General features: G+C 66.6%; 15 protein-coding genes and 1 tRNA gene. 10 read left to right on the forward strand and 6 right to left on the reverse strand.

The genetic code is table 11. From position 1 onward, the window contains the following. Positions 1-4: 4 nt before the first annotated feature. Together P0M04_RS13725 and P0M04_RS13730 are read left to right on the forward strand one after the other, a co-directional pair. Entirely contained in the window at positions 5-985 is a 981-nt protein-coding gene (locus tag P0M04_RS13725) for a quinone oxidoreductase family protein (protein WP_259449814.1), read from the forward strand. Further along, complete coding sequence (locus P0M04_RS13730; protein WP_259449815.1) at positions 982-1128, forward strand: hypothetical protein; 147 nt, start codon at positions 982-984, stop codon at positions 1126-1128. The genes P0M04_RS13725 and P0M04_RS13730 overlap by 4 nt, the downstream gene beginning before the upstream one ends. A gap of 148 nt (positions 1129-1276) precedes the next feature. Here P0M04_RS13730 and P0M04_RS13735 read toward each other — a convergent pair whose 3' ends face one another. Beyond that, a complete protein-coding gene (locus tag P0M04_RS13735) occupies positions 1277-1918 on the reverse strand; it encodes a DUF4136 domain-containing protein (protein ID WP_259449816.1) in 642 nt (213 codons plus the stop codon). A 217-nt stretch (positions 1919-2135) separates the two neighbouring features. On the opposite strand from P0M04_RS13735, the gene pepN reads away from it, so the two are divergent. The 6 genes from pepN (at position 2136) to P0M04_RS13765 (ending at position 10118) form a co-directional block, all read left to right on the forward strand. After that, a complete protein-coding gene (pepN, locus tag P0M04_RS13740) occupies positions 2136-4793 on the forward strand; it encodes an aminopeptidase N (RefSeq protein WP_259449817.1) in 2658 nt (885 codons plus the stop codon). Between the two features lie 32 nt (positions 4794-4825). Beyond that, a complete protein-coding gene (locus P0M04_RS13745; RefSeq protein ID WP_259449818.1) occupies positions 4826-5827 on the forward strand; it encodes a class 1 fructose-bisphosphatase in 1002 nt (333 codons plus the stop codon). 178 nt (positions 5828-6005) lie between these two features. Next, positions 6006-6081, forward strand: a tRNA-Thr gene (locus P0M04_RS13750). Positions 6082-6277: 196 nt separating this feature from the next. Beyond that, the gene (locus P0M04_RS13755; RefSeq protein WP_259449819.1) at positions 6278-7810 is read left to right on the forward strand and encodes an MBOAT family O-acyltransferase; all 1533 of its coding nucleotides are present in this window, start codon (positions 6278-6280) and stop codon (positions 7808-7810) included. 15 nt (positions 7811-7825) lie between these two features. After that, positions 7826-9106: a hypothetical protein gene (locus tag P0M04_RS13760; RefSeq protein ID WP_259449820.1), complete on the forward strand. Its 1281-nt coding sequence runs from the start codon at positions 7826-7828 to the stop codon at positions 9104-9106. 217 nt (positions 9107-9323) lie between these two features. Beyond that, a complete protein-coding gene (locus P0M04_RS13765; RefSeq protein ID WP_259449821.1) occupies positions 9324-10118 on the forward strand; it encodes a hypothetical protein in 795 nt (264 codons plus the stop codon). 28 nt (positions 10119-10146) lie between these two features. Here the strand turns inward: P0M04_RS13765 and P0M04_RS13770 are convergent, their stop codons facing one another. Genes P0M04_RS13770 through P0M04_RS13785 form a run of 4 tightly spaced genes read right to left on the reverse strand, consistent with a single transcriptional unit; the run spans position 10147 to position 15407 of the window. Beyond that, positions 10147-10722, reverse strand: a complete 576-nt coding sequence (locus tag P0M04_RS13770; protein WP_259449822.1) for a PEP-CTERM sorting domain-containing protein — start codon at positions 10720-10722, stop codon at positions 10147-10149. A gap of 50 nt (positions 10723-10772) precedes the next feature. Further along, positions 10773-13889: an efflux RND transporter permease subunit gene (locus P0M04_RS13775; protein WP_259449823.1), complete on the reverse strand. Its 3117-nt coding sequence runs from the start codon at positions 13887-13889 to the stop codon at positions 10773-10775. Positions 13890-13899: 10 nt separating this feature from the next. Further along, complete coding sequence (locus P0M04_RS13780) at positions 13900-15027, reverse strand: efflux RND transporter periplasmic adaptor subunit (RefSeq protein WP_259449824.1); 1128 nt, start codon at positions 15025-15027, stop codon at positions 13900-13902. Between the two features lie 29 nt (positions 15028-15056). After that, entirely contained in the window at positions 15057-15407 is a 351-nt protein-coding gene (locus tag P0M04_RS13785; RefSeq protein WP_259449825.1) for a DUF3147 family protein, read from the reverse strand. A 157-nt stretch (positions 15408-15564) separates the two neighbouring features. Between P0M04_RS13785 and P0M04_RS13790 the strand changes: the two genes are divergently transcribed. Further along, positions 15565-17004: a DUF1800 domain-containing protein gene (locus P0M04_RS13790; RefSeq protein WP_281042414.1), complete on the forward strand. Its 1440-nt coding sequence runs from the start codon at positions 15565-15567 to the stop codon at positions 17002-17004. A 16-nt stretch (positions 17005-17020) separates the two neighbouring features. After that, entirely contained in the window at positions 17021-18265 is a 1245-nt protein-coding gene (locus P0M04_RS13795) for a DUF1501 domain-containing protein (protein ID WP_259449827.1), read from the forward strand. A gap of 252 nt (positions 18266-18517) precedes the next feature. Here P0M04_RS13795 and P0M04_RS13800 read toward each other — a convergent pair whose 3' ends face one another. Then, the gene (locus P0M04_RS13800; RefSeq protein ID WP_259449828.1) at positions 18518-19279 is read right to left on the reverse strand and encodes a 2OG-Fe dioxygenase family protein; all 762 of its coding nucleotides are present in this window, start codon (positions 19277-19279) and stop codon (positions 18518-18520) included. Positions 19280-19292 lie beyond the last annotated feature (13 nt).

Below are 19292 nucleotides of genomic sequence, written 5' to 3' on the forward strand. Positions count from 1 at the left end.
GGTCATGACGACGGCAAAGGCGATCCGCTTCGCGCGCACCGGCGGGCCCGAGGTGCTGGAATACGTCGACGTCGAGGTCGGCGATCCCGGCCCCGGCGAGGCGCGCGTGCGCAACCACGCGATCGGCGTGAACTTCATCGACACGTATTTCCGCTCCGGACTGTACCCGCTCGACCTGCCGAACGGCCTCGGCCAGGAAGCGGCGGGCGTCGTCGAGGCGGTGGGCGAGGGCGTCACGCACGTCAGGCCGGGCGACCGCGTGGCCTATGCGGCGCGCCCGAACGGCGCCTACAGCCAGCTGCGGGTGATGCCCGCCGACATCCTCGTGCACCTGCCGGACGCCATCTCCTTCGAGACGGGCGCCGCGATGATACTGCAGGGCCTGACCGTGCAATACCTCCTCAAGCAGACGTATGCCGTGCAGCCGGGCGAGACGATCCTGTTCCACGCGGCGGCCGGCGGCGTTGGCCTTATCGCGTGTCAATGGGCGCGTGCGCTGGGCGTGAACCTCATCGGCACGGTGGGGTCAAACGAGAAAGCGGCGCTGGCGAAGCAGCGTGGCGCCGCCCACGTCATCAATTACCGGGACGAGGATGTCGTGCAGCGCGTACTTGAGATCACGAATGGAGAAAAGGTGCCGGTCGTCTACGATTCGGTCGGCAAGGACATGTTCACGCGCTCGCTGGACTGCCTGCGGCCGCGCGGGCTGATGGTCAGCTTCGGTAATTCGTCGGGGCCGGTGCCGCCGTTCTCGCTGAACGAACTGTCGGCGCGCGGCTCGCTCTACATCACACGGCCGACCCTGCAGGCGTATGCGGCCACGCGCGCGCAGCGGGAGGCGATGGCGGCCGACCTGTTCGACGTCGTGGCGAGCGGTAAAGTGAGCATCGACATCCACCAGCGTTTCCCCCTCGCCGACGCGGCCCAGGCCCACATCGCCCTCGAAGGACGCCGCACGACGGGCAAGACGATTTTGCTGCCATGAGAGAATTCAGCGACGACAATGAAGGGCCGATCGATCCGCAACCGGCGGCGGAACCGCACTTCGGGCGCTTGCTCGTGGTGCTGATGCTGGCGGTGCTCTTGATTATCGGGATTACGTTCCTGTCGGAAGCGTATTTGGGCTAGGGCCCGCGGCCCTTGAACGTCGTTCCCGCGGAAGCGGGAATCCATGCTGACCATCCGAAGGCGAGTCATTCGAAACACCGCGACATCGCCAAATTCGCGATTCCTGAGCCTCAGTATGGGTCCCCGCTTTCGCGGGGACGACGGTCGGTCAACCGTTCTGCCGCGGCTCCTGCTTCAACTCGATGACGCGCGACCCGCCATTCGGCCCTGGGAACCCTTCGAACGCACTCTGCACGAGGGCCGGCATCACGGCCGGCGTCGACATCTGCCGGCTCACGTTGCGCACCGTGACGTCGAACAGGCGCTTGCCGTCCGCAGCCGACGCGATCGACAGCTGCAGCTGGCGGTGGTAGCGGTGTTCTTCCTGCACGTCATAGGCCGGCATCGGACCCCAGAACGGGTCGTAGAACGGGCTGTACCAGCCGCCCCAGTAGCGCCGGCGCCAGCCCATGTAGGCGAAGCGGGGCGAGTACGCGTACGTCGGCGCGAAGGTCGGATAGATGACCTGCGTGGGCACGTCGATGGTCGAGAAGCGCATCGACACCTTCAGCGCGGGCGCCCCCTGCGCCTCGTGGAAACCGAGGCGGGCGAGCTGGGCACGCACGAGGTTTTCGTAGCTCTGCAGCTCGAGCGTGTTGTCCTGCGGCGGCGGCGTCTCGAACGCATAGCTCTTGTCGGGTAGCTGGGCGGGCCACTGGTTGAAGGTGGTGACGTCACTGCGGATCGTCGTCGCGCAGCCGCCCAGCAACAGGCTCAGCGATGCGACCGCCGTGATCATGGTACGTTTCATGATGCGCTCCATCTATTCGTATTCCCCGTGTGTCGGGTTTCAATTCCTGCAATCGGTCTTGTTCAGGAGATCATATTATTCCTGATGCGTGATGTTCGTCGATACATTTACGCGTAGTTACTACCTGTACATGGCGATACATTCGAAAGGTACGGATCGTGGTGTAAAGCTGTTGGTAAAATAAGCATCCCACCAACGGCTTTGCGGACTCCTGACCATGCGCACCGATACGCCCCAGACTATCTACCGGAAGGATTACACTGCCCCCAGCTACCTGGTCGATACCGTTGAACTCGGCTTCGACCTCGATCCCGCCCGTACCGTCGTCGCCAACCGGATGACGGTGCGCCGCAATCCCGCCAGCGCGCAGCGCGAAATCGAGCTGTACGGCGAAGACATCGAGCTGGTGGCCCTGCGCCTGAACGGCCGCACGCTGGGCGAGGGCGACTACGTCGTCGAAGGCAACCTGCTGCGCATCCCCAACGCCCCGGAAGAGGCGACGCTGGAAATCGAGACCATTTGCGTTCCGGAAAGCAATACTACCCTCAGCGGCCTGTACACGTCCAATGGCAGCTTCTATACGCAGTGCGAAGCCGAAGGTTTTCGCCGGATCACCTATTTTCCAGACCGCCCGGACGTCATGGCCCGCTTCACCGTCATGCTGCGCGCCGACAAGGACAAGTATCCGGTCCTGCTGTCGAACGGTAACCTGATCGAAGAAGGCGACCTCGATGGCGGCCGCCATTACGCGCTGTGGGAAGACCCGTTCAAGAAACCGTCGTACCTGTTCGCCCTCGTCGCCGCGCGCCTCGTGTGCCAGGAAGAGAATTTCGAACTGGCCGACGGCCGCACGGCGCTGCTGCAGGTCTGGGTGGAAGAGGGCAACCTCGACAAGACGGACTACGCGATGCAGTCGCTGAAGCACAGCATCCGCTGGGACGAGGAGCGCTGGAACCTGGAACTCGACCTGGACCGCTTCATGATCGTCGCCGTGGGTGACTTCAACATGGGCGCGATGGAAAACAAGGGCCTGAACATCTTCAACACGAAGTTCGTGCTGGCCAATCCGCGCGTCGCGACGGACGTCGATTTCCAGGGCATCGAGGCCGTCGTCGGCCACGAATACTTCCACAACTGGACGGGCAACCGGGTCACCTGCCGCGACTGGTTCCAGCTGTCGCTGAAGGAAGGCCTGACCGTGTTCCGCGACCAGGAATTCTCGGCCGACATGATCGGCACGAACACGGGCCGCGCCGTCACCCGCATCGACCAGGTGCGCACGCTGCGCCAGGCCCAGTTCCCGGAAGACGCTGGCCCGATGGCCCACCCGGTCCGTCCCGACTCTTTCGTCGAGATCAATAATTTTTATACCGTCACCGTCTACGAAAAGGGCGCCGAAGTCGTGCGCATGTACCAGACCCTGCTGGGCCGCGACGGCTTCCGCAAGGGCATGGACCTGTACTTCCAGCGCCACGACGAGCAGGCCGTTACCTGCGACGATTTCCGTCTGGCGATGGCCGACGCCAACGGTCGCGACCTGACGCAGTTCGAGCGCTGGTACAGCCAGGCCGGCACGCCGGTCGTTCAGGCCGAAACGCGCTGGGACGAGCAGGCGCAGACGTACACCTTGCGCCTGATCCAGTCGTGTCCGCCGACGCCGGGCCAGGCCGAGAAGCTGCCGTTCCACATTCCGATCGCCGTCGGCCTGCTGGGCCAGGACGGCCGCGACCTGCCGCTGACGGTGGACGGCAAGGACCATGGGACGACGGCCGTGCTGGAGCTGACGGAAAGCGACCAGACCTTCGTCTTCACGGGCGTGACGGAACAGCCGACGCCATCGATCCTGCGCGACTTTTCCGCGCCCGTGATCCTGAAACACGGCTACAGCGACGCCGAGCTGGTGCACCTGTTCAGCCACGACAGCGATCCCGTCAACCGCTGGGAAGCGGGCCAGCGCCTCGCGATGAGCCGCCTGCTGAAGCTGACGGGCCAGGTGGCCAGCGCCGGCAACGTCGTCGACCGGCTCGACCTGGACGACACGTTCATCGACGCGATGCGCAAGATCCTCGTGGACGACACGCTCGATCCGTCCTTCCGCGAGCAGGCGCTGCTGCTGCCGACGGAATCGATGATCGCCGACCAGCTGGACGTCGTCGACCCGCTCGCCATCCACCTGGCGCGCCAGTTCGTCCGCGCCGACATCGGCGCGCGCCTGCGCACCGAGCTGCTGGCCCAGTACGACGCCAACCAGACGCCGGGCGAATACAGCCCGGACGCGGAATCGATCGGCAAGCGCGCGCTGAAGAACCTGGCGCTGGCCTATCTGAATGCCGCGCCGGACGACGCGAGCCTGGCCCTCGCGCAGCAGCAGTTCGACGGCGCCACGAACATGACGGACCGCGTGGCGGCCCTGTCGGCCCTCGTGCATGCGCGCGCGCCCGCGGCCGCTGACGCGCTGCAGCGCTTCTACGACGAATTCCAGGGCGAGGCGCTGGTCGTCGATAAATGGTTCGCGATGCAGGCCGCGGCCCCGACGACGGACGTCAACAGCGTACGCGAACTGATGACGCACAAGGCCTTTACGCTGCGTAACCCGAACCGTGCGCGCAGCCTGGTGTCTACCTTCTGTGCCGGCAATGCGGTGGGCTTCCACGCGCCGGACGGCAGCGGCTACGGCTTCTGGGCCGAGCAGGTGATCGCGCTGGACGCGCTGAACCCGCAGGTCGCCAGCCGCCTGGCCCGCGCGATGGACCGCTGGCGCCGCTATACGCCGGATCTGCAGGCCCACATGAAGCGGGCGCTGCAGCAGGTGGCGGGGCAGGCGAAGCTGTCGAACGACGTGCGCGAAGTGGTCGGCAAGGCGCTCGCTAATTAAAAGAATTTATTTTCACAAACCGAAGGAAGTCCATGAAACGTGTCAGCCTGACGCAATACCTCGTCGAGGAACAGCGTCTCCACAACAATATCCCGGCGTCGCTGCGCCTCCTGATCGAGGTCGTGGCCCGCGCCTGCAAGACCATCTCCCACTCGGTCGGCAAGGGCGCGCTCGGCGACATCCTCGGCAGCGCGAACACGGAGAACATCCAGGGCGAGGTGCAGAAGAAGCTCGACGTGATCTCCAACGAGATCCTGCTCGAAGCCAATGAATGGGGCGGCCACCTGGCGGCGATGGCATCGGAAGAAATGGAATCGATCCACCCGATCCCGAACCGCTACCCGATGGGCGAATACATGCTGCTGTTCGATCCGCTGGACGGTTCGTCGAACATCGACGTCAACGTCTCCATCGGCACCATCTTCTCCGTGCTGAAGGCGCCGGAGGGCATGACGGCCCCGACCGAAGCCGACTTCATGCAGGCCGGCAGCAAGCAGGTCGCGGCCGGCTATGCCGTGTACGGCCCGCAGACGATGCTGGTGCTGACCACGGGCGCGGGCGTCAACTGCTTCACCCTGGACCGCGAGATGGGTTCCTGGGTCCTCACGCAGAAGGACATGCAGATCCCCGAGGAGACGAAGGAATTCGCCATCAACATGTCGAACCAGCGCCACTGGTACCCGCCGGTCACGCGCTATGTCGATGAAATGCTGGCCGGCAAAACCGGTCCTCGCGGCAAGGATTTCAATATGCGCTGGATCGCCTCGATGGTGGCCGACGTGCACCGCATCCTGAACCGCGGCGGCATCTTCATGTACCCGGCCGACCAGCGCGACCCGTCGCAGCCGGGCAAGCTGCGCCTGATGTACGAAGCGAACCCGATGGCCTTCATCGTCGAGCAGGCGGGCGGCGCCGCGACGGACGGCAAACAGCGCATCCTCGACATCGCGCCGCAGAAACTGCACCAGCGCGTGCCCGTGTTCCTGGGCTCGAAGAGCGAGGTAGAATGCGTGACGGCTTACCACCAGGAATAATTTTCAGCGTGTCCGCATAAAATTGCCGAGTCGGACTAGCAAGTTTGGGAAGTTGTTGTTAGAATGCGGGCTCCTTCGCGCTGCAGCTCATCCTGATGAGCGAAGCACGCGAGACCTCGGGTCGCCAGCAGTCTGATGGCAGGTAAGCGGACACAGGTTAAACGGTTGTTCCGGTTTAGCCGCTGTAGCTCAGTCGGTAGAGCAGCGCATTCGTAATGCGAAGGTCACCAGTTCGATTCCGGTCAGCGGCACCAACACAGTGAGAAGGGCCTCCCAAGCGGGAGGCCCTTTTTGCTTTCCGCCCTGTTTTTATCGATGTCGTCCCGTGTTGTCAGCCTGCCTCATCCTGTATTTATGACAAGGAAACGGTGCTATATTGCCGGGATGGCCAAGGATGAGACCGTCCGGCCTGACGCCGCCCCAGCCGTTTTTCTTACCCGACCGGTCGCCATGCTCTTCAACTCCTTCACCTTCCTGTTCCTGTTCCTGCCCATCACGGCAATCGGTTACTTCCTGCTGGCGCGCAGGAGTCACGTCCAGGCCGCCGGCTGGCTGGCCCTCGCGTCGCTGACGTTCTATGGCTGGTGGAGCTATTACTATATTCCGCTGCTGCTGGGCTCCATCGTCTTCAACTACTGGATGGGGCAACGCATCGGCCAGGCGGCCGGCCCGGCGCGCAAGCGATGGCTGACGGCGGCCCTGGTCACCGACCTGGGCCTGCTCGCCTATTACAAGTACGCCGACTTCTTCATCTCGGGCGCGAACTGGCTGGCCCATGCGGACATCCCGCTGCTGCACGTCGTGCTGCCGATCGGTATTTCCTTCTTCACGTTCACGCAGATCGCCTATCTCGTCGACACCTACCAGGGCAAGGTCAAGGAAGCGCGCTTCCTGCACTACGTGCTGTTCATTACCTATTTCCCGCACCTGATCGCGGGACCCGTGCTGCACCACGCGGAAATGATGCCGCAGTTCGACAAGCCGGCCAGCTACCGCTTTTCGTTCCAGAACTTCGCGGTCGGCCTCAGCATCTTCGCGATCGGCCTGGCCAAGAAAGTCCTGATCGCGGATAACCTGGCGCCGCATGCCAACTTCCTGTTCGACAAGGCGGACATCTTCTCGCTCGCGAACGCGTGGGGCGGGGTGCTGGCCTACGCGTTCCAACTGTACTTCGACTTTTCCGGCTATTCCGACATGGCGATCGGCATCTCGCTGATGTTCGGCATCCGCCTGCCGCTGAATTTCGATTCGCCGTACAAGGCCGCCAACATCATCGATTTCTGGCGCCGCTGGCACATGACCCTGTCGCGCTTCCTGCGCGACTACCTGTACGTGCCGCTGGGCGGCAACCGCAAGGGCCCCGTGCGCCGCTACGTCAACCTGATGACGACGATGCTGCTGGGCGGACTGTGGCATGGCGCCGGCATGAATTTCGTCATCTGGGGCGCGCTGCATGGCCTCTACCTCGTCATTAACCACGGCTGGAACGCGATGGCGGACAGGCTGCGCCTGCCGCGCGGCCGCACCTGGGCCGTCTTCAGCTGGGCGCTGACGTTCGCGGCCGTGTGCGTGGCCTGGGTATTCTTCCGCGCCACCAGCTTCGACAAGGCGATGACGATCCTGCACGGCATGGCCGGCCTGGACGGCGTCGGCCTGCCGGCGTCGATCGGCCTGCAGCTCGGACCGCTGAAGACGCTGCTCGAGCAATGGGGCGTGACGTTCTACCTGGGCGGCGGCTCGCGCTTCCTCGAGACGTGGCAATGGGTGGTCATCGGCGGCTTCATCGCGTTCTGCCTGCCCAATACCCAGCAGATCATGGGCCGCTACGAAGCGGCGCTGGGCACGATGGCCGGGCCGCGCCTGGCCGCCCGCTGGCAGCTCTGGCAGCCGTCGCGGCGCTGGAGCCTTTATATCGGGGCGATCCTGCTCGGCAGCCTGCTGTCGCTCAGCCGTCCCGCCGAATTCCTGTATTTCCAGTTCTAAGTCCGGGGGAGCCCAATGGAACAGATCCAACGCTACGACGACGAAGCCCCGGTCCTGGTGGGGGCGCCGGCAAGCGCCGCGGCGCAAGCCCCGGTGTCCTACAAACGCTTCACCGCATGGTGCGCGACGGTCGTCGGTGCCGGCGTGCTGCTGGTGACGGGCTTCGTGGCCGTCATCGACCCCTACCACCTGTACGGGTTCGTCGACAGCCCGGCACTGAACCACGTGAAGCCGCTGCCGGAACAGTACCGCGAACAGATCAAGCTGGCGCAGGCCACGGCCGTGCGGCCCGACCTGATCCTGCTGGGAAATTCGCGCGTCGAGGTCGGCCTCGATCCGGACAGCCCGCAGGTGAGCGCGCATGGCCGCACGGCGTACAACATGGGACTGTCGGGCACGAGCCTGACCACCTCCGAGCGCATGTACGTGCAGCTGCGCGAGAGCGCCGCGCCGGCCGCAATGGCCGTGATCGGCGTCGAGTTCCTGGACTTCCTCGTCAAGCCGGACGAAGCCCCGGCGGCACCCGCGGCAAGCGGACCGTTGCCGTGGCAGTGGCGGTTCGACACGCTGTTCTCGATCAAGTCGCTGACCGATGCGCTGCGCACCGTGCGCCTGCAGAAGGCGGCCGATCCGGAGACCATGACGGGGCGCGGCCAGACCCCGCTGCGCAACTACAACCAGTTCGCGCGCCAGGAGGGTTACTACGCGATCTTCCAGCAAAAGGCCGGGGACAACGCGAAGACCCTCATGCGCAAGCCGCACAACCTGTTCGTGGCCGGCACCAACCGTTCGGAGAGTATCGACCGCCTGCGCACGCTGCTGGACACGATGGCGCGCGACCGCACCGAGGTGCATCTCGTGATCTACCCGTACCACGCGCAGCTGATGGCCATGTTCGAGGAAGCCGGCCTGCAATCCACGCTGGACGACTGGCGCCAGATGCTCGTGCGCGAGGCGGACGCCGTGCGCGCCCGCTATCCGAATGCCCGCGTCAACGTGTGGGACTTCAGCGGCTATGCCGGCATGCGCTGCGAACGCATCCCGGGTCCCGGCGACACGCGCACCGCGACGCGCTGGTACTGGGAAGCCGGCCACTTCAAGTCGACCTTGGGCGAGCGCATCCTGCAACGCATTCTCGGCGGCGAAACGGCGTTCGGCTTCCGCCTCGGCGCCGACACGCTGGCCGCCAACCGCCAGCGCATCGCCGCCGAGCGCGCGCAATGCGCCGGTGACTATCCGCAAGTCTTTGCCGGTGCGCGCGACCTGGTCGCGAACGCCCGCGCTTCCGCACCCTGATCCCCTGGACCGGCCGTCGCGCCGGTCCTGTCTCCTCGTCCGTCCCGCGTCTTTGTTATGCAGCGCACAGTCCGGATCGACTAAAAGTTATATTTTTTTTATTGAGACACCGCATTGCGCCGGTGTCGCTCCGACATCGGTCGAACTTTTGAACGGATGCACGGTCAAGAAGATCGGTCTACCCGCGTTGGTCAAAATCTTACAAGAGGAATTCATCATGGATAATCAGAAGTCGAGCGAAGCAAAAGGCAGCAACCTGGGCTCGGGCAACCTGGGCAAGGATTCGAGTTCCGGTAACCAGGGCAAGGACAGCAACCTGCCGAACGCCGGCGGCTCCGGCAACCTGGGCAGCACGACCGGTTCGGGCAGCCTGAACAAGAGCAGCCAGCAGAACCAGGGCAAGGACCAGCAGAGCTCGACAACCGGCAGCAGCACCGGCGGCGCCACCGCGTCCAGCACCGGCGCCGTGGGCGGCACCAGCAATGCCGGCAGCGCATCGTCGTCCGGTCCGGGTTCGATGGGCTCGATGAGCGCCTCGGGCTCCAGCGCCAGCGGCACCAACTCGAGCATCAGCGGCAGCTCGCTGGGTTCGAGCGGCAGCGGCAGCCAGAACAGCCAGAGCGCCAGCGCCGCCACCGGCTCGGGCGTGGGCGGCGATTCGAAGGACCTGGGCGCGCAGGTGAATGCCCGCGCCGAGGGGCTGCACCAGTCGATCGACAAGGCCGCCGACGCCGCCAAGCCGCTGGTCGACAAAGCCGTCAACAGCGTGCAGCCGGTCGTCGACCGCCTGGCATCCAGCGCCCACGCCGGCGTGGACAAGCTGCAGGGCGTGCTGAGCGGTGCCTCCCTGAACCTGGGCCAGCGCCAGCAACAGCTGACCGACGCCTACGGCCAGTGGAAGGAAGCCAGCTTCGAGTACGTGCGCCAGAAACCGGGCACGGCCATCGCTATCGCCGCCGCCGCCGGCTTCGTGTTGGCCAAGCTGCTGGGTGGCCGCAGCCGCGATTACTGATCGCCGACCGCGTCCACACAAAAGCCGGCTACGCGCCGGCTTTTCCTTTTCTCAGGGCCGCAAGCGCAACCAGCCCGCCCCCCAGCATCATCCACGCCCCCGGCTCCGGCACGGGCGACACCGGCGTAATGGTCAACGCCGTCCCCGCGCCGAAAAAGTAATAGTCGTCCACCGGATAATCGTGCCCGTAACTCGACCTGGCCACGTAACGGTCGCCGCTCACGAACTCTTCCGTGTGATATGCCAGCTGCGTCGCGTCGTTGTCGCGCCAGCTCGCGGTGATGTCGAGGGCGTCGCTGCCGGGGCGGAAAGAAAATACGTCGAGCTGGCAATCATGGTCGACGGTCCCGCCGCCGCATCCGGCGAAGTCGCCTGACCACAGCCGCATGTTCATCCACAGCGAATCCAGCTCGGATTCATGGATGACGCCGTCCGCGTCGGTGTCCTCGCCGACGATCCTGCCCGTGACGGCCACGTCGGTGCGCAGCACGCCGGGATTGTGATAGTCGTAGAAGCCGCGGTATTCGAAGTCCCACGCCGACGGTGCGGCGTGGGCGGCGGTGCACAGCAGCATGGCACCGCCCAGCAGGGTTGGGATTTTCATCGTGCAAGCCTAGACCGATGGGGCCGCCCGCGGCGCCACCTTGCCTGCATTCATTTCACGACGGTTTCCCGGCTCGGCACGGGAGGATGCGGATGGCGGCGCAGCCGCTGCGCCTGGCGTCCGAACCAGTGCTCGATGTCGTCGACGTACGTGAACACGGCCGGCACCACCAGCAGGCTCAGCAAGGTGGACGTGATCAGGCCGCCGATCACGGCGACCGCCATCGGCGAGCGGAAGCTCGGGTCGCCCGACAGGCCCAGCGCCAGCGGCAGCATGCCGGCGCCCATCGCGATCGTCGTCATGACGATGGGGCGCGAACGCTTGTGGCAGGCGTCGACGAGCGCGTCGAAGCGGTTCATGCCGGCCTTGCGTGCGAGGATCGCGTAGTCGACGAGCAGGATCGAGTTCTTCGTCACGATCCCCATCAGCATGATCAGGCCGATCATCGTCGGCATCGACAACGCGTTATGCGTGAGCAGCAGCGCGACGAACGCGCCGCCGATCGACAGCGGCAGCGCCGCGAGGATCGTCACCGGCTGCAGGAAGTCCGTGAACAGCAGCACCAGCACGCCGTAGATGCACAGCACGCCGATCAGCATGGCGAGGCCGAAGCTGGCGAACAGGTTCTGCATCTCCTGCGCGTCGCCCAGTTCCGCGATCGACACGTTCGGCGGCAGCTCCTTCAGCGCGGGCAGGGCGCGTGCTTCCGCGTTCACCTCGCCCAGCGAGCGGCCGTTCAGCTCCACTTCCAGGGTCACGTTGCGGCTGCGGTTCAGGCGGTCGATCTGCGCCGGGCCGCTTTCCATCGTGACGGTCGCCACGTTCGCCAGCAGCACCGGGCCGTTCTTGCCGGGCACCGTCAGGCGGCCGATGGCGTCCAGGTCCGCGCGCACGGTGTCCGGCAGTTTCACGCGGATGGGCACCTGGCGCTCCGACACGTTCATCTTCGACAGCACCTGGTCGTAGTCGCCGCTCGTCGCCACGCGCACGGTCTCGCCGATGCTGGCTGCCGTCACGCCCAGGTCCGCCGCGCGTGCAAAATCGGGGCGCACGATGATTTCCGGCCGCACGAGCGACGCGCTGGAACTGACGTTGCCGACGCCGTGCAGGGTGCGCAGTTCGCGCTCGGCGCGGCGGGCGGCGGTTGTCAGTGCGACCGGGTCTTCGCTGCGCAGCACGAGCTGCATCTTGACGCCCGTGTCGGGCGGGCCGACGGTAAAACGGGCGCCGGGGACGTCGGCCAGGCGCGCACGCAGCGCCGTTTCGACGGCCGAGAGCTTTTCCTTGCGGTCCGTGCGCGCGACGGTCGTCACGGTCAGCACGGCACGCCGCGCCTCGGCCGCCGCACCCGGCGCGAACGCGTCGCCGCTGGAACCGCCGCCGATGGAGCTGAACACGCCCTTGACGTTTGGCGTGCCCATCGCCACCTGGCGCACGCGCTCCGCGACGGCGCGCGTCTCCGCCAAGGTGGAGCCGGGCGGCAGCTCGACGTTGATCTGGGTCTGCGAGCGGTCGGCGGGCGGCACGAAGCCCGTCGGCAGCAGCGGCACGAGCGAGATCGAGCCGACGAAGAACAGCGCGGCCGCGATCATCGTCAGGCCGCGGTGGCGCAGGCACCACTGCATCGTGCGCATGTAGCGGCGCATGATCGGGCCGTCGCGCTCTTCCCCGTGCGGCAGCGGTTTCAGCAGGTAGGCGGCCATCATCGGCGTCAGCAGGCGCGCGACGAGCAGCGACGCGAGGATCGCCAGCACGGCCGTCCAGCCGAACTGCTTGAAGAATTTGCCGGGGATGCCGCTCATGAACGCGGTCGGCAGGAACACCGCGACGAGCGAGAACGTCGTCGCGATCACGGCCATGCCGATTTCGTCGGCCGCCTCCAGCGCGGCCTGCATCGGCGTTTTCCCCATGCGCAGGTGGCGCGAGATGTTCTCGATCTCGACGATCGCATCGTCCACGAGCACGCCGACGACGAGCGCCAGCGACAGCAAGGTGACCATGTTCAGCGTGTAGCCGAACAAATACTGGCCGAGGAAGGCGGGGATCACGGACAGCGGCAGCGCGGCCGCCGCGACGAGGGTCGCGCGCCAGTCGCGCAGGAACCACCACACGACGAGCACCGCCAGCACGGCGCCTTCGTACAGCATTTCCATCGACGCGTCGAAGTTGTCCTCGACGGGCGCCGCGTTGTCGATCGTTTCGCGCAGCACGACGTTGCCGTGCTTTTGCTGCAGCTCGGCGACGGCCTTGCGGACGCCTTGCGCGACGTCCATCTCGCCGGCGCCGCGCGTGCGGAAGATTTCGAAGGCAACGACCGGCTTGCCGTCCTGCTCCGCGATGGCGCGCGGCTCCGCGACCGTATCGGACACCGTCGCGATCTCGTTCAGGCGCACGTGGCGGCTGTCCGGCAGCGGGATCTCCATGCGCGCCAGTTCCTGCGCCGTCTGCACGGTCGCCAGGGTGCGCACGGACTGCTCGGCGCCGCTGACGTCCCCGCGGCCGCCCGGTTCCTCGCGCTGCACGTTGCGCAGCAGGCGCGACACGTCCAGTGCCGACACGCGCAGCGCGGCCATTTTCTGGTCGTCGAGTTCCACGCGCACTTCGCGGTAGACGCCGCCGACACGCTTGACCGCGCCCACGCCCGGCACGCTGAGCAGGCGCTTGGACACCGTGTTGTCGACGAACCAGCTCAGGTCGGGCGCGTCGAGCGCCGGCTTGCCGTGCGCATCGGCCGCCTGCGCCGTGAACGTGAGGACGACGCGGCCCGCGGTCGTCGTCTTCGTCACGCTCGGGTCGCGCATCTCCGCGGGCAGGTCCGCGCGCACGCGCGAGACGGCGTCGCGCACGTCGTTGACGGCGTCCGACAAATCTTTTTCGAGGATGAACTCGACGGTGATCGTGGCCACGCCGTCCAGCACGCGCGCATAGATGTTCTTGACGCCCTGCAGGGTTGCGACCGAGTCCTCGATCTTGCGCGCGACTTCCGTCTCCAGCTGGGCCGGGGCGGCGCCGTCGAGCGTCGCGACGACGGTGACGATGGGCAGTTCGATGTCCGGGAAGTCCTGCACCTTGTTCGCCTTGAACGCCAGCACGCCGGCGAACGTGAGCAGGGCGAACAGCATGATCGCCGGGATCGGGTTGCGGATCGAGAGCGCGGAAAAATTCATCGTGCTTCCTTCAGCGCGCGGCCAGCGGCGCGGGTTGTGGTCCCCCTTGGACGTTGCGTACCAAATCCCCATCGTTGAGGAAGCCGGCGCCGCTCGTGACGACCAGCGCGTCCACGGGCAGGCCGCCCGTCACCTCGACGCGGTCGCCGAGGCGGCGCCCCGTCGTGACTTTCAACTGGCTCACGCGGCCGTCGGTATTCAGGCGGAAGACGTACGCGAAGCCGTCGCGCACGGCGACGGCCTGCTGCGGCACCGTCAGCGCGGCCGACTCGCCCAGCGCGAACTGGCCGCTGGCGAACATGCCGGCCTTCAGCGGCGCATTGGCCGACAGCGCCGGCGGCAGGTCGACGTAGACGAGGGCGACGCGGCTCTGCGCATCGACGGTCGGCGCGACCGTACGCACGCGGCCCTGCACGTCCTTGCCGCCCGCCGTCTGCACGACGGCCTTCTGGCCCGGCTTGATGCGCGCCAGCTCGGCGGCCGTCACCTCGGCGCGCCATTCCAGGCGGCCCTGGCGGATCATGCGGAACATCTCCGTGCCGACGCCGGCGACGGCGCCCACGGTGGCATTGCGCGCGGAAATCAGGCCGGCGTCCGGCGCCACGATCTTCGTGTACTTCAGGCGCAGCTGCTGCTGGGCCAGGGTCGCCTTGGCGGAGGCCACGCGCGCGGCGGCCGTGCGCTCGGCCGTGATGTATTGCGTGATCTGCTGTTCGCTGATCGCGCCCGAGCTTTGCAGGGCGCGCGCCCGCTTCGCATCGGCGCGGGCGGCGGCCGCATTCGCTTCCGCTTCCTGGACGGCGGCTTTCGCCTGCGCGACATCCGCTTCGACCGGCGCCGAATCGAACACGGCGAGCACCTCGCCCTTCTTGACGACGTCGCCCACGTTGACCCTCACCTCCTGCAAACGAAGACCGTTCGACTCGCTGCCGATCACGGCTTCCTGCCACGCGGCGACGTTGCCGTTGGCGGCGAGGCTGAGCGGCATGCGCGCCTGGTCCGGCTTTGCCGTCGTGACGGTCAGCGCGGGACGCGGGGCCGCCGCCTTCTTGTCGTCGGCGGCATTGCTGGAGACGAGGACGCCCACGGTGCTGGCCAGGATGGCAGCGATGGACACGGCGAGGGCGGGCCGGGACATACGGCGGAGTTGGGCGGGAGTCATGGCGTTCAAAGTAGATGGATGCCGAAGCGTTTCAGCAGAAGGGCGAACAGGAGCAGGCAGGACACCGTGATCGCGACCCCCGCGGCCAGCGCCGGCCAGAAGCCGAAGCGGGCCAGCAGCCAGGGGAAGGCGGCGAACATGGGGAGCGTCGGGATCACGTACCACAGCGTGTACCAGGCGTGATTGGCGATCTTTTCCTGGGGCTGGCGCTCGACGTGCAGCCAGATCAGGGTCAGCACGGTCACGAGCGGCAGGGACGCGATCAGGCCGCCGAGGCGGTCGGAGCGCGCGGCAGCTTCCGACACCAGGACGACGACGGCGGCGGTGATCAGGTATTTCAAGACGATCCAGGACATGGCGGAACCAGAAGTCAAACTCCGACAGTGTAACAAAGCACACTCGAGGACGCCTGTTCCGTATGGTCCCGGCCGTCATGTTCCGTTACAAATCCTTACCACTGAAACGTCGCGTCGATATTCCCGCTCATCCATTCGCGGTTAAATGACTGCCAACATGGCGCTCAACCTCATCCACCGTGCATCACTTGCCCTGCTGGCCGCCGTCCTGATGGCGACGGGTGCCGCGTCGGCGGCCGATTCCGACGCGCGGGCCCTGCACGTGCTGAATCGCCTTGCATATGGCCCGCGTCCCGGCGACGTCGAGCGCGTGGCGGGCATGGGCGTGCAGCGCTGGATCGACCAGCAGTTGCACCCGGAGACGATCTCATTGCCGTCCGACCTGAACGCACGCCTGGCCGCACTGGACACCGTGAATCGCAGCGCGGGCGAGTCGCTGGCCGAGTTCCTGGAACTGCGGCGCGACGTGCGGATGGATGACGAGGGTGCGAAACAACGCAGGCGCGAGGCGGAGATGCGTGCCAGCCGCCAGGCCGCGGAAGCCCGGCTGCTGCGCGCCGTGGAGAGCCCGCGCCAGCTGGAAGAAGTCATGGTCGACTTCTGGTACAACCATTTCAACGTTTTTGCAGGCAAGGGCATAGCCCGCGCGCTGGTGACGAGCTACGAACGCGACGCGATCCGCCCGCACGCGCTGGGTTCCTTCCGCGCGCTGCTGGGCGCGACGGCGAAGCATCCGGCGATGCTGTTCTACCTCGATAACGTCGTGTCGTCGGCGCCGCGCCCGGATGCGAAAGGGAAGGCGCGCGGCCTGAACGAGAACTATGCGCGCGAGCTGATGGAGCTGCACACGCTCGGCGCGGACGGCGGCTACACGCAGCGCGACGTGACGGAACTGGCGCGGATGCTGACGGGGTGGACGTTCGACCAGAAGCGCCTCGCGCGCACGGGCGAGACGTTCCGCTTCGACGCGGGCCGGCACGATGCCGGCACCAAGACGTGGCTGGGCCGCGAGATCGCGCCGGCCGGCCAGCAGGAAGGGGAATATGCGCTGGACGTGCTGGCCATGCATCCGGCCACGGCCCGCCACGTGAGCCGCGAGCTGGCGCAGTACTTCGTCAGCGACGAGCCGCCGCAGGCCCTCGTCGACCGCATGGCGGCCACGTGGCTGGCGTCGCAGGGCGACATCCGCGCCGTGCTGGCGACGCTGTTCGCGAGCCGCGAATTCCTGGCGCCTGCTGCCGCCGGGACGAAGTTCAAGACGCCTTATCAGTACGTGGTCTCGGCGGTGCGGGCGAGCGGCGTGCCGGTGGCGAATGTCGGGCCGTTGGTGAATACGATGAGTCAGTTGGGCATGCCGCTGTACGGCTGCCAGACGCCGGACGGGTACAAGAACACGCAGGACGCGTGGCTGAACCCGGACGCGCTGACCCGGCGCATCGCCTTCGCCGCGGCGCTGGCGGCGCCCCTCGATCCGGCCCAGCTGCAGGCAACGCTGGCCGGATCGATCTCACCGCGCACGCTGGGCATCGTCCAGCGCAATCCGGACAACCTGCGGGCCGCCATGCTGCTCGGCAGTCCCGATTTCATGCAGCGCTGATTTCATCGGAGGACCCATGCGACGCAGGCACTTCCTCAACGCGGTGGGCGCCGGCCTCCTGCTGCCCGTCGGGCGCGGCGCCTGGGCCGTGAGCGCGCCGGCCGCCGGTCCGGCGAACAAAAAACTCATCGTAGTGATGCTGCGCGGCGCCGTCGACGGCCTGAACGTCGTCGCGCCCGTCGGCGACGAGAACTACCTGCGCCTGCGTCCCACGATCGGCCTCGCGGCGCCCGGCATGGAGGGCGGGGCGCTGGACCTGGACGGCTATTTCGGCCTGCATCCCGCGCTGGCCAGCCTGCAGCCGCTGTGGGCCGCGCGCAAGCTCGCGTTCGTGCATGCCAGCGGTTCGCCGGACGCGACGCGTTCCCACTTCGACGCGCAGGACTACATGGAATCCGCAACGCCGGGCCGCAAGAACACGCCGGACGGCTGGATGAACCGCCTCGTGGCCGCGCTGCCCGGTCCGCGTTCGCCCAGCCGGCTGCTGGGCATCGGCCCCGTGCTGCCGCGCATCCTGTCCGGCCAGGCCGCAGCCGTGAACCTGCCGAACGTCGCCGCCGCCGCGCGCGCGGACCTGCTCGACCGGCCGGCCGTGAAGGCCGCGTTCGACGAACTGTATGCGAATCACCCCCGCTTCGGGCGCGCGTACGCGGACGGCCGCGCGGCCCACCGCGAAGTCATGGATGCTTTGGAGGAGGGGCAAATGAGCCGCGAGATGCAGGCGGCCGACCGCGGCGCGCCGCTGCCGAACGGCTTTCCCGACGATGCGGCCCGCCTGGCGGGCCTGATGCGCAACGATCCGAAGATCCAGCTGGCGTTCGTCGCGCTGGGCGGGTGGGACACGCACGCGAACCAGGGCGCCGCGACCGGCCAGCTGGCGAACCGGCTCGCGCCGCTGGGGCAGGGCCTGGCCATATTGGCCGACCGGTTGGGACCATTGTTCGACGACACGGTGGTCGTCGTGATGTCGGAATTCGGCCGCACGGCGCGCGAGAACGGCAACGGCGGCACCGACCACGGTCACGGCAATGTGATGTGGGTCATGGGCGGGAAAGTGCGCGGCGGTAAGGTGTACGGCGACTGGGAAGGCGTCGGCGACGCAAAACTGAACGAGGGCCGCGATTTGCCCGTCTTGACCGACTTTCGTTCGGTGTTAGCGCAAATATCGGAAGAACATTTAATGTTAGGCGACAAGCGTCTGGAACAGGTCTTTCCCGCAATGCCGCAAAAACGTCCTGGATTCCGTATCGTTGCCGCCTGAACCTCTACTCTAGAGGCTGCCCTCTACATATAGTAGTTCTACCGTATTGCGGTGCACAAAAATTAGGTCTATAGTTGTACCTGTCTCCTCCAGTTTTTCTCCGAAAACCTGGATTCAGCCCGCACCGCAAGGTTGCGGGCTTTTTTTTATCAGAACTTGTTCGACGCTAACATTTTTGGATGCATGCGATGTCCGCATGCCTTTCAATGTTCGGTCGGGAGCGCGGCTCGAACGGCCGCGCGGAGGGAAGCGTCAGGCGCCGGTCGTCTCGGCGTCGTCGCCCTGGAAGGCGCCGGCGCGCCAGGTCAGCACGAGCGTGTCGCGGTGGCCGCGATTGCCACCAAGGCCGATGGGCTGGATCGGGGTCGATTCGTGGATCACGGCCGCGTCGTCCAGCAGCAGCAGGGTCCACGGTTCCGTCATCGTGAAGCGCTGGCCTTTCGGGCCGTTCGCTTCGAACACGCGCGTCTCGCCACCCTTGATGTTCTCGCGCCCGATCAGGATGACGGCGACGAAATCGACGCCGTCGCGGTGCGCGCCTTCCGGCGTGGGACGGCCGATGCCGTCGGCGGTGTCGATGCGGAACTGATGCGCCTCGACGTACCACGTTTGCCGGCCTTTGACTTGCGAGCACACGGCGCCCAATGCGCGCAGCAGCTTGGGCCAGGCCGGCTGCTCGACGGTGGACGGCTCGACGGGTACGAACAGGCGGTGCATGCCGCCGTGCAGGGCGTTGTACTCGACCGGCTGCCAGTGCGCGCGGTGCGGGCTTTGCGTCAGGTGGTCGCCGCTGTCGATGAAGCAGGAATGCCGGCGCCGGCGATAGCGGCCGCCGTCCTTCAGGTAGTTGTCGAGTTCCAGGCGATCCCAGCTCGGCGCCAGCGCCTTCAGCTCATCGAGCGGACAGCCGGCCAGCTGCGCCACGTCGGCCGGGCGCAGCAGCGCATAGCCGTCGCCGCGCAGCGCATCGGCGATGCGGGCCGGATCGGTATAGGGTGGTTGCGGTGTTGTCATCCCGGTAGCCTAG

Origin of the sequence: Telluria mixta (assembly GCF_029223865.1) — a bacterium.
GTDB classification, from domain to species: Bacteria; Pseudomonadota; Gammaproteobacteria; order Burkholderiales; family Burkholderiaceae_D; genus Telluria; species Telluria mixta.